Origin of the sequence: Pseudomonas sp. MYb13 (assembly GCF_002980075.1) — a bacterium.
In the GTDB taxonomy this organism is placed as follows: domain Bacteria; phylum Pseudomonadota; class Gammaproteobacteria; order Pseudomonadales; family Pseudomonadaceae; genus Aquipseudomonas; species Aquipseudomonas lurida.
The window spans coordinates 404,162-418,172 of sequence record NZ_PCQI01000003.1 but is presented as its reverse complement, the minus strand read 5'-3'; the positions used below and the strand labels follow the sequence as shown (position 1 = coordinate 418,172).

At 60.4% G+C, this 14,011-nt stretch carries 11 protein-coding genes; 8 read left to right on the top strand and 3 right to left on the bottom strand.

Going from position 1 to position 14,011, the window contains the following annotated elements; all coding sequences use genetic code 11:
* Nucleotides 1–607: 607 nt before the first annotated feature.
* From CQ002_RS08810 to pgm, 3 genes are all read left to right on the top strand, one after another.
* Nucleotides 608–2,035, top strand: coding sequence for a hypothetical protein (locus CQ002_RS08810; RefSeq protein WP_105162150.1), 1,428 nt, complete (start codon nt 608–610; stop codon nt 2,033–2,035).
* Complete coding sequence (locus tag CQ002_RS08805; protein WP_105162151.1) at nt 2,032–3,435, top strand: PLP-dependent aminotransferase family protein; 1,404 nt, start codon at nt 2,032–2,034, stop codon at nt 3,433–3,435. Before CQ002_RS08810 ends, CQ002_RS08805 begins: the two co-directional genes overlap by 4 nt.
* A 108-nt stretch (nt 3,436–3,543) precedes the next feature.
* Entirely contained in the window at nt 3,544–5,187 is a 1,644-nt protein-coding gene (gene pgm / locus CQ002_RS08800; protein ID WP_069023853.1) for a phosphoglucomutase (alpha-D-glucose-1,6-bisphosphate-dependent), read from the top strand.
* Between the two features lie 52 nt (nt 5,188–5,239).
* Here the strand turns inward: pgm and CQ002_RS08795 are convergent, their stop codons facing one another.
* Complete coding sequence (locus CQ002_RS08795; protein ID WP_034105409.1) at nt 5,240–5,935, bottom strand: pirin family protein; 696 nt, start codon at nt 5,933–5,935, stop codon at nt 5,240–5,242.
* A gap of 218 nt (nt 5,936–6,153) precedes the next feature.
* On the opposite strand from CQ002_RS08795, the gene CQ002_RS08790 reads away from it, so the two are divergent.
* The gene (locus CQ002_RS08790; protein ID WP_105162152.1) at nt 6,154–8,601 is read left to right on the top strand and encodes a UvrD-helicase domain-containing protein; all 2,448 of its coding nucleotides are present in this window, start codon (nt 6,154–6,156) and stop codon (nt 8,599–8,601) included.
* A gap of 136 nt (nt 8,602–8,737) precedes the next feature.
* Here CQ002_RS08790 and CQ002_RS08785 read toward each other — a convergent pair whose 3' ends face one another.
* Complete coding sequence (locus CQ002_RS08785) at nt 8,738–9,010, bottom strand: DUF1652 domain-containing protein (protein ID WP_034105405.1); 273 nt, start codon at nt 9,008–9,010, stop codon at nt 8,738–8,740.
* 258 nt (nt 9,011–9,268) lie between these two features.
* On the opposite strand from CQ002_RS08785, the gene CQ002_RS08780 reads away from it, so the two are divergent.
* Genes CQ002_RS08780 through CQ002_RS08765 form a run of 4 tightly spaced genes read left to right on the top strand, consistent with a single transcriptional unit; the run spans nt 9,269 to nt 13,043 of the window.
* Complete coding sequence (locus CQ002_RS08780) at nt 9,269–10,078, top strand: AraC family transcriptional regulator (RefSeq protein WP_034105403.1); 810 nt, start codon at nt 9,269–9,271, stop codon at nt 10,076–10,078.
* Nucleotides 10,079–10,127: 49 nt separating this feature from the next.
* Nucleotides 10,128–11,534 carry an FAD-binding oxidoreductase gene (locus CQ002_RS08775; RefSeq protein ID WP_105162153.1) on the top strand — a complete coding sequence of 469 codons (1,407 nt, stop codon included), beginning with the start codon at nt 10,128–10,130 and terminating at the stop codon, nt 11,532–11,534.
* A 27-nt stretch (nt 11,535–11,561) separates the two neighbouring features.
* Nucleotides 11,562–11,903: a cupin domain-containing protein gene (locus tag CQ002_RS08770; RefSeq protein ID WP_034105399.1), complete on the top strand. Its 342-nt coding sequence runs from the start codon at nt 11,562–11,564 to the stop codon at nt 11,901–11,903.
* 60 nt (nt 11,904–11,963) lie between these two features.
* Nucleotides 11,964–13,043 carry a polyamine ABC transporter substrate-binding protein gene (locus tag CQ002_RS08765; protein ID WP_034105397.1) on the top strand — a complete coding sequence of 360 codons (1,080 nt, stop codon included), beginning with the start codon at nt 11,964–11,966 and terminating at the stop codon, nt 13,041–13,043.
* 86 nt (nt 13,044–13,129) lie between these two features.
* On the opposite strand, the gene CQ002_RS08760 is transcribed toward CQ002_RS08765, so the two are convergent.
* Nucleotides 13,130–13,915 (bottom strand): helix-turn-helix transcriptional regulator, encoded by a 786-nt coding sequence (locus CQ002_RS08760; protein ID WP_105162154.1) that lies wholly within the window; start codon nt 13,913–13,915, stop codon nt 13,130–13,132.
* Nucleotides 13,916–14,011 lie beyond the last annotated feature (96 nt).

Sequence of the window (14,011 nt, the reverse complement as noted above, 5' to 3'; positions counted from 1 at the left end):
TGGTTGTTTATTTAACCCCTGAATCCTGACTTTCCCCCTGACGCCGCCCTGAATTCCAGTGCGGCGTCTTTGTGTGCGCGTCATTTAAAGGTTGGCCGTTATTCATCTGCACTGGTTTTCGGCGGGGTTCTGTATCTATTAATCATTATTCCAGCACTGATAATTGCAGCTTCACTTTCATCTCAAGGACTGAGCAATGATTGAATATCTGACATGCCTGTCACGGGCGACTGAAACTTACGTCGCACGGTATGCGTTGCCCCAGGGAAAAACGTGCGCTCCGCATAAGCCTCAACCCGATAAGTGGGAAAGTTGGTTCAATTGCGGGTCGGACGTTTCTTTAAATAGTTGGTTAAAAGTGCGTAAGAGTTTGTCGGAACGGTCCTAGGACTGCGGCTGGGTTTATTTATACCCAGTAAATTCGGTGGTTTGCGTGCTTGCAGGGCCAAGCCCTTGCCCGACTGCAGCCGTGTCGAAGTGTTGCGCGGTGCTAGTGTCTAGATATTGGCGCACACGGCTGTGCGCGAATTTATTACAGACATGACAGGCCGAACAAACACTGTCAGCAGTTGCTTGAAACTCATATTTCAACTCAGGTAGTAAAACGATGAGCACTATTCACGAACAGGCTATGAATTATGTTTACCAGCAAGTTCTGCAACGCTTGATCGGTTACTTTAATCGCGAAGAACGAACAGCACTCCAGTTATTGGTCCAGCGAATCGTTGTGGCGGCGGGAGGCATGGAGCAGGTCGGGGATTACAAGATACTGGTTGCCCACGGTGGTGGCGAAGTCAGCAGCTACACCCTGGCGATGTTGCGTGCTGCGCAATTGACGATTGCAGGCCGGGCACCGCGCACCTTTCACTTGCGGGTTGCGACATTACGCTACGCGGGGATGACGGAGGGCCGGCTCAACAGCCTCAACCAGGGCTACGGCCGCCTGTTTCTCCACGATGATCCAAGGGTTGAGCTCCTGATGGTGGAAAACCAGGAGGTATTGCCCTTCAACGCCTTGCGACCGGCCTCTGCACTTGGCCGGGAGGCCAGTCAACGCAACATGTTGATGGTGGGTCACCTGAGTGCCGGTGATTGCCGCGCGACGTTGTGCAGTGATACCTACCTGGCACTTGGCGATTTCTACCAGCGCGTCACCACTTGGAACGGCGGGGTGCATGCGCTGGTCAGCGGCGACACGCCACGCAAGCAAGGCCAGTTTCTGGCCTGGCTCAAGAACACGTCACAAGGCGCCGGGGTCGACGTGAGGGAGGCCTGGCCGTCCTCCCTCACAGGGTTGTTCGCGCGCATGGAGGAACTGAGCATGGGGTATTACCGTGAGGTGTACGGCGAACACTATGTTGCCCATGAAAACCCCAGCAAAACGGGTTACCGCCACTTGTCCTACATTGGCGTTGCCGATTTACTGGACGGCGTAGACCTCCCGTCCTCGCCCATGCTCACCGAGTTCATGGCCTTCGCCCCAGACCCACTGGGGTTTCACTTCAGCCATCCAGCCTATTCCAACCCGCTGCTGATGGCGCATCTGCGGGGGTTGCAAGCCCAATGCCTGCGAGACCTGGACTATGAAGAGGGCGTGCAGGGGTTTCTCCAGCAAGCGGCCCACTACCTCAGTCGCATGCGCATGCCTGAGGCGGTGCTCGCCGAAGCGGGTACCCGTGAAGGGCGCATCCAGGCGAGCACCTACGCCCAGCAGTTCTTTGGCCATGACGAGACGCAACTGATTTGCCTGTTGTTTTCGCCGTTCATCCACCATGGGGAGCGTCTGGAAGGCTATCTGCGCCACTGTCATCCTGGCATGCTGGTTGCCCTGCCTGAGCTGCACAAGGTCCTGCAGGGCAAGCCTTGCGCCGACATGCTGCAACAGTGGGTCACCGACACCAGCGGCTTGCCAATGCCCTTGCTACAGCACCTCTACCGCAAGCGTCCAGCGGTTATCACCAGCGGCAAAGACCTGCACAGCAGCGGTGCCCTGGCTTATGACAGCGTCCACGCCTGTCAATCGTCCGGTCGATGACACTGCGCGGCGAACGGCCGGCCGACTTCGCTTATCAGGCGGTTTACCGCTACATGATCAGCCTGATCAACGAAGTCAGCACTGATGCACGGGTGAAACTGCCTTCCCTGCGGCAATTGGCGGGGCGCCTTAAGGTATCGATCTCGACCGTACAGTACGCCTACTCGCTGCTGGAGAAGGAGGGCAGGGTCTATTCGGTGGCCAAATCGGGCTATTACGCCTGGCCCCTGTCGGCCAACCCGCTGGCGTGGGCCGGAGGCGATCTGCTCGATCGGCTCTACGCTGCGGCGCGCCGGCCGGGCATGGTGGTGCTCAGTGGTGATGAACCGGCGTTGCTGGCTTCGCTGGATGGCAGCCTATTGCGCCTGGAGCGGGAGCTGGTACGCCACTACCCGCGCCAACTGCAACCCTGGTCCCAGCCATGCGGTGTCTGGGAGCTGCGTGCCGTGCTGGCGGCGCGTTACACCTCGTCGCCCACGCGTTGTTGGCATGCCGATGACGTCTACATCGGCGCCGACCTGCGCGGTGTGCTGGACATCCTCATCGACGTACTGGGCCTGAGGGGGACTACGGTGGTTGTCGAATCGCCCTGCGACTGGCTGGTACTGCGCCTGTTCCAGGATGCTGGCGTGCGCGTTATCGAATTGCCCTGGACGCTGGAAGGTCGCCTGGACCTGACGACGCTTGACCGCTTGTTATGCGATGAACCTGTGCAGTTGGTGTTGCTGTCAGCACGGGTCAGCCTGCCGTCAGGGCTCGTCCTGTCGACCCCTGAGCGTCTGGCCGTCGCGCAGATGCTGGAACGCTACGGCTGTTGGTTGCTGGAAAACGACACCTTTGGTGAGCTGGGTTTCACAGAGCCCCAGACAGCCCTGCGCGAACTGGTCAACCCAGAGCGACTGATCGTGTTTTCTTCTTTCGAGAAAGTACTGGGTTCGGAAGCGCCCTATGGTTACCTGTTGTCTCGACGCATGAGCGGCGAATTGCAGCGCCAATTCCTGCTGCGGTCCTTTCGGCTGTCGTCGATCCGCCAGCGCGCCATTGCGCGCCTTTGTCAAAGCGGGCGAATCGACGTGCACTTGCGAGCGCTGCGTCTGCAATTGAGCCAGCAGGCACAGGACATGTGCCAGCGCCTGGACCTGCACCTGGGGGAACAAGTGGCCTACCGTCCGCCAACCGCCGGGGCGACGTTCTGGCTGGGCGCCACGCGGGCAGTCGACATGCGCCAGGTGTTCCAGCGCCTGCTCACCCAACAGGTGGTGATTGCGCCGGGTGAGCTATTCAGTCTCAGCGGCTTGCACCAGCAACATTTGCGCTTGAGCCACACTTTTCATGGGCATCCCGACCTGGATGTTGCCTTGGCAGCCATCAGTGACGCGCTGCGTCAGGCCCAGACGTGATGACTACGTGAAGTTTCTCTTGCTGCTGTAGGATCTATAACGTCGCGCAGCAGTCGAACTCTCAGTAAACTGCCATTTTTTCCGAATCCTTCTTTCCGAGGTTTATGCATGACAATCAGTCCTTTTGCGGGCAAGCCGGCGCCAGCCCAGTTGCTGGTGGATATCCCGCGACTGGTCACGGCCTATTACACCGGCCAGCCTGATGCAGCAATCTCCACCCAGCGCGTCGCGTTTGGCACCTCCGGGCACCGTGGCAGCTCGTTCGAATTGAGCTTCAACGAATGGCATGTACTCGCCATCAGCCAGGCCATCTGCCTGTATCGCGAAGCCCAGGGTATCAATGGCCCGCTGTTTGTTGGCCTGGATACCCACGCCCTGTCGACGCCTGCCGGTGCAAGTGCCCTGGAAGTACTGGCCGCCAATGGCGTGCACGTGATGCTGGCGGAGGGCGATGAGTACACGCCGACTCCGGCCATTTCCCACGCCATTATCTGCTACAACCGTGGTCGCACCAGCGGTCTGGCCGACGGCATCGTCATCACGCCGTCGCACAATCCGCCGCAGAGTGGCGGCTACAAGTACAACCCGCCCAATGGTGGGCCAGCCGATACCCACGTCACCAAGTGGATTGAAGCCAAGGCCAACGAACTGCTGGCCAACAAACTGGCCGGGGTCAAGCGGATCACCCACGCGCAGGCGCTCAAGGCCGACACCACCCATCGCCATGACTACCTCAACAGCTATGTGGCTGACCTGGTCAACGTGATCGACATGGACGCTATCCGTAGCGCCGACCTGCGCCTGGGCGTAGACCCGTTGGGCGGAGCAGGGGTGCGCTACTGGTCGGCGATTGCCGAGCACTATCGCCTGAACCTGGACGTGGTGAACACCGAAGTCGACGCGACCTTCCGCTTCATGAGCGTCGACTGGGACGGCCAGATCCGCATGGACCCGTCCTCGAGCTACGCCATGCAGGGCCTGATCGGGCTGAAGGAACGCTTTGACGTAGCGTTCGCCTGCGACCCGGACCACGATCGCCACGGCATCGTCACCCCATCCGGTGGCCTGCTGGCACCAAACAACTACCTGGCGGTGTCCATCGACTATCTGTTCCAGAACCGTCCAGACTGGCGCGCTGACGCGGCCGTGGGCAAGACCGTGGTCAGCAGCGGCCTGATCGACCGCGTTGCCGCACGCATTGGCCGTCGCCTCTACGAAGTGCCAGTTGGCTTCAAGTGGTTTGCCGATGGCCTGTTCGAAGGTTCATTGGGTTTTGGTGGTGAAGAAAGCGCCGGCGCCTCGTTCCTGCGCAAGGACGGTACGGTCTGGAGCACTGACAAGGATGGCCTGATCCCTGCCTTGCTGGCGGCGGAAATGACCTCGCGCAAAGGCCAGGACCCCAGTCAGATCTACCGCGGTCTCACTGATGCCCTGGGCGAGCCGTTCGCGATCCGTGTGGACGCCAAGGCCACTCCGGCACAGAAAGCCTTGCTGGGCAAACTGTCGCCAGACCAGGTGACGTCCACTGAGCTGGCCGGGGAGCGCATTCAACAAATCCTCAGTCACGCGCCGGGCAACAACCAGGCGATCGGCGGCTTGAAAGTGATGACCGAAAATGGCTGGTTCGCTGCACGGCCGTCGGGCACCGAGGATATCTACAAGATCTACGCCGAGAGTTTTATCGGTGAGGATCACCTCAAGCAACTCGTGGAAGAGGCGCAGGTGCTGGTAGACGGCGCGATCTCAGAGTAACGGCGCAATACGCCAGTGGGAGGGGGCATGCTCCTCCCACCGGTGCTTGAAATCAGGCCAAATCGACCAGGACAATCTCGCTGTCCTCAATGGCCGTCACCCGCAACACCTGCTCCTCCTCGATTGCCACGCCGTCTCGGGCGTGTGCCCGCAAGCCATTGACTTCAATCACCCCAGTGGCCGGCACCAGGTACGCACGGCGTCCGTTGTCCAAGCGGTATTCCGCGCTTTCCCCGGCTTTCAGGTTCGCGGCCACCAGGCGTGCATCCGCACGGATGCGCAGGCTCTCGCTGTCCCCGGCCTTGCCACTGGCCAGTGTCACAAAGCCTTCGCGATCGCCTTTCGGGAACGGCTTGGCGCCCCAGGACGGTGGCAGACCCGCCTCGTTCGGGATAATCCAGATCTGGAAAATCTTGGTGGGCGTGCCTTCCAGGTTGTACTCGCTGTGGGCGATCCCGGTGCCTGCGCTCATGACCTGCACATCACCGGCCTCGGTACGGCCTTTGTTGCCGAGGTTGTCGGCATGACTGATCGCACCTTCACGCACGTAGGTGATGATTTCCATATCACGGTGCGGGTGCTGGGGAAATCCGGTGCCCGGCGCAATGATGTCATCGTTCCAGACCCGCAAGTTACCCCAGTGCATGCGCTTGGGGTCATGGTATTCGGCAAATGAGAAGTGGTGATGAGCGTCAAGCCAGCCATGATGGGCGCCGCCCAGGGAAGTGAAAGGTCGAAGTTCTAGCATGATCGTCTCCTGTGGATGGTGCTTATGATCCAGCAGGTCATGATCGATAAAAAGCCTGAAAAGTGCCTGATTCCTATCAGTCGATTAGATTGGTTAGTGGCGTTTTGACTTTCAGTTCAGCGCCTAACTGCATGACAGCAAAGCAATTGGCTGGAACTGAACGTCGATTCCGGCGACCATGGTGCCCTTGTAAGAACCCGCCCATCGCAGGAGTCCGCGTGTCGCAACAAAAGCCTGATCTTCCCCCCGAACTGCGCCCCCTGGCTGACATGCCGTTATTGAAGCGCCTCGCTGCGCGTCTGTTTGGCCATGGCCTGACCCGCCTGCGCGCCCAGCACCGGTTTTCCTGGTTGCACGGGCAGGCTGATGGTTTCCGCAGCGGGCACGAGGCGGGCGTGGAATACGGCTATCGCGAGGGCAAGGCCGATGGCCTTGAGGAAGGCCGCCAGGTGTTGCTGATTCGTGACTATCGCCCGGATGAGCATCGTGCACCGGGGGTGGATGACAGCCTGTTCGATGATTGGCGCCTGCCGCTCACCGCCGACTTGAAGAAGCGCATCAAGGCGGACGTTGCACGTTTGCTGCCGGCCCACGCCCAGCCCAGCGCGGCGCAGTGGAAGATGATTTTCAGCGATACGCCTTCTACCTCAGTGATCGCGGGGGCCGGGGCGGGCAAATCCACATCGTTGGTGCTGCGTATCTTGTTGCTCACCCATTATCTGGGCTTCGAGCTCAGCTCGATGACGGTGGTGACTTTTACCCGCGAGTCGCGCAAAGACTTCATCAACAAGCTCATGGAAATTCTCAGCCTGTGGGGCCAACCCCTTGGCATGAAAGAAGCACAGGCCGTGGTGCGTACCTTTCACTCGCGCATCCTGCCCATGGTTCGCAGCCTGCCAGGCTTTGAGCGCCTGCAAGCGTTCGAGAACCTGAATGCGGGCTTTGAAGACGCTGACAGCAACCCCTTCGACTTGCGTATCAACGATGCCCAGCGCCAGCAGATGAATGCCTGTTATCACCGGTTGCACGGGCAGCACCCACGCTTTCGTGAGTTGATTGCGCCGCTGGCACGCCATGGCCTGCAGCTCAAGGAACTGGAGCGTGATCACCCCGACGTGCAAAAACGCGTTGCCGTGACTGAGCTGGCGGCCAAGCGCGATGAAGAACTCTGCGATGTGATCGAGGACCTGTGGTTCCGGGCCGGCGCCTGGCCGATCAAGGGCATTGAACCCAGTCGCCAGGCGTTGGAAATCAACGGCGCGCAGTTTCACTGTCATGGCTATATACCCGAGCTGGACGCCTGGGTGGTGCTGGGCTTCGATTCGCGGGAGAACGCCCAGATCAGCCGGCCCAACGCGAAACTGTCGGTGCGTGCGGAATGGGCGGTAAAGCGCACGTTGTTTCAAGCTTTCTGCCGTAAGCCATTGATATGGCTTGATAGTTACGATTCTTCGAAGCGGCTTTTAAGCAGTTTGGCGGATGATGCCGCGGCCGGGCCGGGCTTTGATTATAAGGTCAAGGGCGAGTTGGCCTCGGCGCCGTTGCTGGACAGCTTCGTGATGGCCGCCGGGTTTATCGAAAACCTCGGGCTGGACGTGCCCACCGCAGTTGGGCAGATGAGCTTTGCCAAGGATGACCCGGACCGTTTCTTCTTCGAAGCCCTGAGCATCTTCTGGAAAGCCCTGGAAGATCACTTGCTGGACCAGTCGCCACCGATCATGACCTACAACCGCATGTTCTCGCTGTTCGGCGAAAACACCCCGGAAAATCTCAAGCTGCTCAGTGATCCGTTGTTGCGGCCGCTTTCGCACTTGATGATCGATGAATTCCAGGACGTTTCACCGCAAATCGTCTCGTGGATCCGCGCCAGCCTGCGCGAGATCCGCAGCCGTGGCCCGGCGATGCATGTCGGGCGCGGTGCACAGCACTCATCGCTGTTGTGCGTGGGGGATGACTGGCAATCCATCTATGGCTGGCGCGGGAGTTCGCCCAAGTACTTCATGGAGTTCAACAAGGAATTCCCGTCACCTGCCACCACGCGCGTAATGCTGGGTGAGAACTACCGCAGCCACCAGCACATCATCGATGCCGCCGAGCACATCGTGCGTGCGGCGCCGGCGATTCCAGGCAAGAAGGCCAAGGCCAGTGGCACGCATAAGGATTTGGTGCCCGTCAAAGTCCTGGAGCGCGACGACGCAGCGTTGGGGCGGCAACTGCTGGAGCATTATCAACGCGGTGAATCGGTGTTGATGTTGTATCGAAAAAGCAGCGATAAGTTATTGATTCAAGAGCATATTCAGCCTGCAGTTAATGTGGATTCTAACTTGCCGCCCCAGGCGCGCAGGTTGAAGCAGCTGACCTATCACAGTGCCAAGGGGCTGCAAGCCGACGCAGTGTTCCTGCTTGGGGATTGCCAGCACGTGACCCGCTCTCCCTACAAGAACCAGGTGTATCGCATGGCAGGCCTGGGTAAGGATGGCGACAGCGAGCCCTACGACAATGCGCAAAAGGACGAAGTGCTGCGCCTGGCCTACGTGGGCATTACCCGCGCAGTGAGCCATTGCTACTGGTATGTGGAAAAGCCCGAAGGCCAGGCGGTGAATGTGCCGAAGGCGTCGGAGCGGGTCGATGGCAGGAAAACCTTCTTTGACGACCAGCGCAACTGATGGGGCGCCGGAACTGATGTGGGAGCGGCCTTGCTCGCGACTACCAGGGTTCAGCCCCACATGTGCTGGCTGAACCATGGTAGTCGCGAGGGAACCCGCTCCCACCTTTTCACCCTGTTTCCATGGAGAAGTTGAGTCAGGCCCGCAAGGAAAGCGGCGGTACGAACGACTCCAATTCATCCTCCACCGCCTCGATAATCCGCTCCACATCGGCTGCATTCATCACGGTAGCGCAGGGGATGCCGGCGATAGCTATCAGTGTCTCGCCGCTGGCGCGGTCGAACAGGCGCGCGATCATACTGCCAGGGGCGTCCATGCTGCCCTCGAAACCCATCGGATGAAAATGCCAGCGCATCAGCTGGCAGGCGTTGGGGAACGTCACTTTGTTCATGTTGCCCACCTTGGTCATTGAGCGCTTCCTTTAGCTCGCGGTAGGGGGGCCATGACCTTCACTGGTCGTGGCGTCTGAGAGCTTAAAAGTAGCATTCGTTCGCAACCCCGAGGTGAATTTTTTGGTTCCGTTCGGCGGTTGTCTTCACATAAGTTGACGTGGGTCATCTCCTACCCGGATTCAGGCAAAAGGCCATTAGTCAGAAGGTCCATTTGGCCATTGAAGACCTTGGCAAAATTCGGCAATCTCCAGGGTTTACCCGCCCCAGAGCCATTCATGCCCGACATCGCCCCCGCCGATGATGCCCAGCAATCCCAGGCCACACGCGAGCTGGTACTGCGCCACCACCTGTGCTGGCGCCACCGGGACCTGGAGGGCGTGATGTCCTACTACCATCCGGACATCCAGTACCACGACTTTTTCCAGAACCGTGTCATTGGGTTCGCCGACTTGCGTGACTACCTGCAAGCCAGCATGCCGCGCGAGGCCGACGAGGCGATCGAGCACAGCGACCGTATCCGCGCCGATGGCGATACCGCATTCATCCAGTACCGCATCACCTTGCGTGGCGGCCAGGGCCTGGTGTCGTTCCGCACCAGCGAGGCCATCACGGTACGCGACGGGTTGATCTGGCGCGTCAACGAATACGCCTCCCTGGTGCATGAACAACCCGCCCAGGCCGCGCGGCCTTCGGTCAGCCGCCTGGGCCTGTCGCCCCAGCAATTGGGGCACATGGCCAATGACCTGCAGCAGTATTTCGAATGCAAGCAACCCTACCTGGACCCGGAGCTGGACCTGCAACGGGTTTCCAAGGAATGTGGCTACAGCCGCAACCAGATTTCCTACCTGCTCAACCAGGTGCTGGGCCAGAGCTTCTATCGCTATGTGAACCAGGCACGGCTCCAGCATTTGTTGGCCGCCCTGGATAAGGCCGTGCCGCCGTTAAAGATCGACGACCTGGCGTTTGCCGCAGGTTTCAACTCGTTGTCGGCGTTCTACAGCGCGTTCCGCCAGCACACGGGCCAGTCGCCCAAGGCCTATGTCAAACAAATTTCCCTGCGTGCACGCGCGCAAGACAACCCATGACGGCGCGCCCTAGGATCGACCCTATCGAAACGAGGTGGGGGAACCTGGCATGCCGGCATGGCGCACTATCAGTTTATGGATGGACCAGTTGGACGACCCGCTGCACGCGCGGCCGGCCCTGGAGCATGACCTGGACGTCAACGTGGCCATTATCGGCGCCGGTTACACCGGGCTGTGGACCGCTTACTACCTGAAACGCCAAGCCCCCGAGCTGAAGATCGCGATCATCGAAGCGCAAACCGCCGGCTTTGGCGCGTCGGGTCGCAACGGCGGCTGGCTGATGGGCAACCTGCTGGGTGAGGACCGCTTGCTCGCCGGCCTGGCCCCCGAGCAGCGCCGCGCCTCCTTTGACATGCTGCACGCCATCCCTGACGAAGTCGCCCAGGTGCTGGCGCGTGAAGGCATCGACTGCGACTACCGCAAGGGTGGCGCCTTGTACTGCGCGGCGCGCTACCCCGAGCAGGAGGGCAGCCTGCGCCGCTACCTCGACAAACTCTACGCCCAGGGCCTGACCGAAGCCGACTACCGTTGGCTTGGCCCGCAGCAATTGGCCGAGCAGATCCGCATCGCCAGGCCCTATGGCGGCATTTATGCGCCGCACGTTGCAACCATCCACCCAGCCAAGCTGGTGCGTGGCCTAGCGCGGGTGGTGGAGCGCATGGGCGTGGCAATCTACGAAAACAGCCCGGTTACCCACTGGCAATCCGGTAGCCTGCGCACTGCCAAGGCGAGCGTCCGGGCAGCCTGGGTGGTACCGGCAGTGGAGGGCTACGCCAATACCTTGCCACTGCTGGGCCGCTACCAATTGCCGGTGCAGAGCCTGATCGTCGCCACCGAGCCGTTGCCGGCCAGCACCTGGGACGACATCGGCCTGAGCCATGGCCAAGCCTTTGGTGAAAGCAGCCGCCAGGTCACCTACGGGCAGCGTACGGCGGATAACCGACTGGTGTTCGGTGCGCGCGGCGGTTACCAGTTTGCCGGCAAGCTGCGCCATGACTTCGATTTGACCGACAGCGAAGTGGAGCTGCGTCGCTACCTGTTCGGTGAGCTTTTCCCACAGCTAAAGAGCGTGAGGATTACCCATTCCTGGGGCGGCAACCTCGGCATGTCGCGCAATTTCCGCCCGCACATGCTCTGCGATCACAAGACTGGCATCGCGCTGTCCGGGGGATACGGCGGGGAGGGCGTCGGCGCGACCAACTTGGGCGGCCGCACCCTGGCCGACCTGATCCTGGGCCGCGACACGCCGTTGACCCATCAACCCTGGGTGATCCGCGAACGCGGCCTGGACGCGCTCAAGCCCTGGGAGCCCGAACCCTGCCGCTGGCTGGGCTACAACGCGATCATTCGCAGTTTCGTCCATGAAGACCAGGTGTTGGCCAACCCCAACACCGCCCCTTGGCGCCGCAAGCTGGCGACCGGCGTGGCCGGATTCATGGAAGGTTTCATGCACTAAGACGTTTCACTCACACGGGAAAATCCCATGAGCATCACGCAATTCAAAGACACGCTGAACGCCCACCTACCTGACTCGTCGCCCGTTGCTGTGCCGCTGGGCGAGCCCATTGCCGTGGCCTCGACCCTGACCGTCGAGCGCAACGATGGCGTCGAAACCGGCATCTGGGAATGCACCCCAGGCGTTTGGCGTCGCCAGATCAAATCCCAGGAGTTCTGCCACTTCATCCAGGGCCGCTGCACCTTCACCCCTGACAGCGGCGAAATCGTCCACATACAAGCCGGTGATGCACTGATGTTGCCGGCCAACAGCACCGGCATCTGGGACATCCAGGAAACCGTGCGCAAGACCTACGTATTGATCCTGTAACGCTTTGATCCTTGATCGCCTGCCATAAAAACAGCCCTAAAACCGCCAGGAAATCGAACCATGAAAGCCATTGCCCTGTTGCCCTTGATGTTGGTGGCCTCTATCGGCCAGGCCGCCGAGACGGTGAAAATCTACAACTGGTCGGACTACATCGCACCGGACACCACCAAGAACTTCCAGAAAGAAACCGGCATCGGTTTCACCTACGACGTGTACGACAGCAATGAAACCCTCGACGGCAAGTTGATGACCGGTAAATCCGGCTACGACGTGGTGTTCCCGTCCAACCATTTCATGGCCCGGCAGATCCAGGGCGGCGCGTTGAAGAAGCTCGACAAAAGCCAGTTGCCCAACTGGAAGAACCTCAACCCGGTGTTGCTCAAGGCCCTGGAAAACAATGACCCGGGCAATGCCCATGGCTTTCCGTACCTGTGGGGCAGCACCGGCATCGGCTACAACATCGACAAGGTCAAGGCGGTACTGGGCGACAACGCACCGGTCGACTCCTGGGACCTGATCTTCAAGCCGGAAAACATGGCCAAGCTGCAGAAATGCGGGGTGGCGATTCTGGATAATGGTCCGGAGCTGCTGCCCGCTGCGCTCAACTACCTGGGCTTGCCGCACCACAGCAAGAAGCCCGAGGACTACAAGAAAGCGCAAGACCTGATGATGAAGGTGCGGCCTTATGTGGCGTACTTCCATTCCTCGAAGTACACCGCGGACCTGGCCAACGGCGATATCTGCGTGGCAGTCGGTTTCTCTGGCGACATCCTGCAGGCTGAAAGCCGTGCCAAGGAGGCCAAGAACGGCGTGAACATCGGCTACAACATTCCCAAGGAAGGCGCTGCGATCTGGTTCGACATGGTCGCCATGCCCGCCGATGCCCCCAACGAAAAAGCCGGCTACGCGTTCATGAATTACCTGTTGAGCCCGCAAGTGATGGCCAGCATCACCAACTACGTGCACTACGCCAACGGTAACGAAGCCGCCGACAGCCTGGTGGACCCTGCGATCAAGGCCGACACCAAGATCTACCCGAGCCCCGAGATGATGGGCAAGCTGTTCGCACTCGAAGCGATGCCGCTGAACGTTGACCGGGTGCGCACGCGGGTGTGGAACACCATCCGGACCGGGCGCTGAGGTCAACGCAGGCACGGTAGGCGCCCGGCTTGCCGGCGATGGCCATCTCACCGGCGCCATCGCCGGCAGGCCGGGCTTCTAGAGGGTCAAGGATGCTCCAGGTCATGCCCCAACGACTGGATAAACAACGAAAACAGCTCGGGTTGTGACGAGATATCCAGCTTCGCGTACAAATGCCGACGGTGCACTTTCACCGTGTCCGGCGAAATGTTCAGGCGTTCGGCCATGGCCTTGGATGAGAACCCGCGCAGCACCAGGCGGGCTATTTCCAGCTCGCGGTCCGAGAGCACGCCGCAGCCGAACTGACTCAGGGCATCCCTGATCTGGCTGTCCATCGCCGGCGCACGCCGGGTGCTTTGCTGCCAGTGCTGCTGCATCAGCGGCAATACCCAGGCCGCCACGGTCGTCATCAATCCCGTCTCCTCGAGGCTGAAGCGCCGCTGCATGCCCAATGACAGCGACAAGGTCCCCGAGCCGGGCAATTGCAGAATGAATTGCACCTCGTCTTCCAGCACGTTGTCGTGGAAGTAGCTGAGGAAGTACTCACTCTGGCGAAAATGGTCCGGGGCCACTTCCTCCAGGCGGTACACACCGCTGGCATACCCCTCGCGGCAGGCCTGGAAAAACGGGTCGAGCAAATACAAGCCATTGAGGTACGCCAGCATCGACGCCGGCTTGCTGCTGGGCTGGGCGTCGTATTCTTCCAGGGCCTGGGGCGCGCCTTCCAAGGGGTAGTAGATCGCCAGGGCGTTATCGAAGGGCAGGCACTGGTGCAGCAACAGCACGAGCTGTTTCCAGAAACGCTCGGTACCGATGTACGCGACGGTGCGGCCCAGGCCGGCGTGCATCCCGACCTCCCGAAACAGGCTCATGTGTCAGGCTCCCGCCAACAAAAGATTGGCCAAGGGTTCGGCTTTTGCCCGGTGGCGTCAAGGGGAGTACGCCAATAGGGGAATTGGCTGACATAA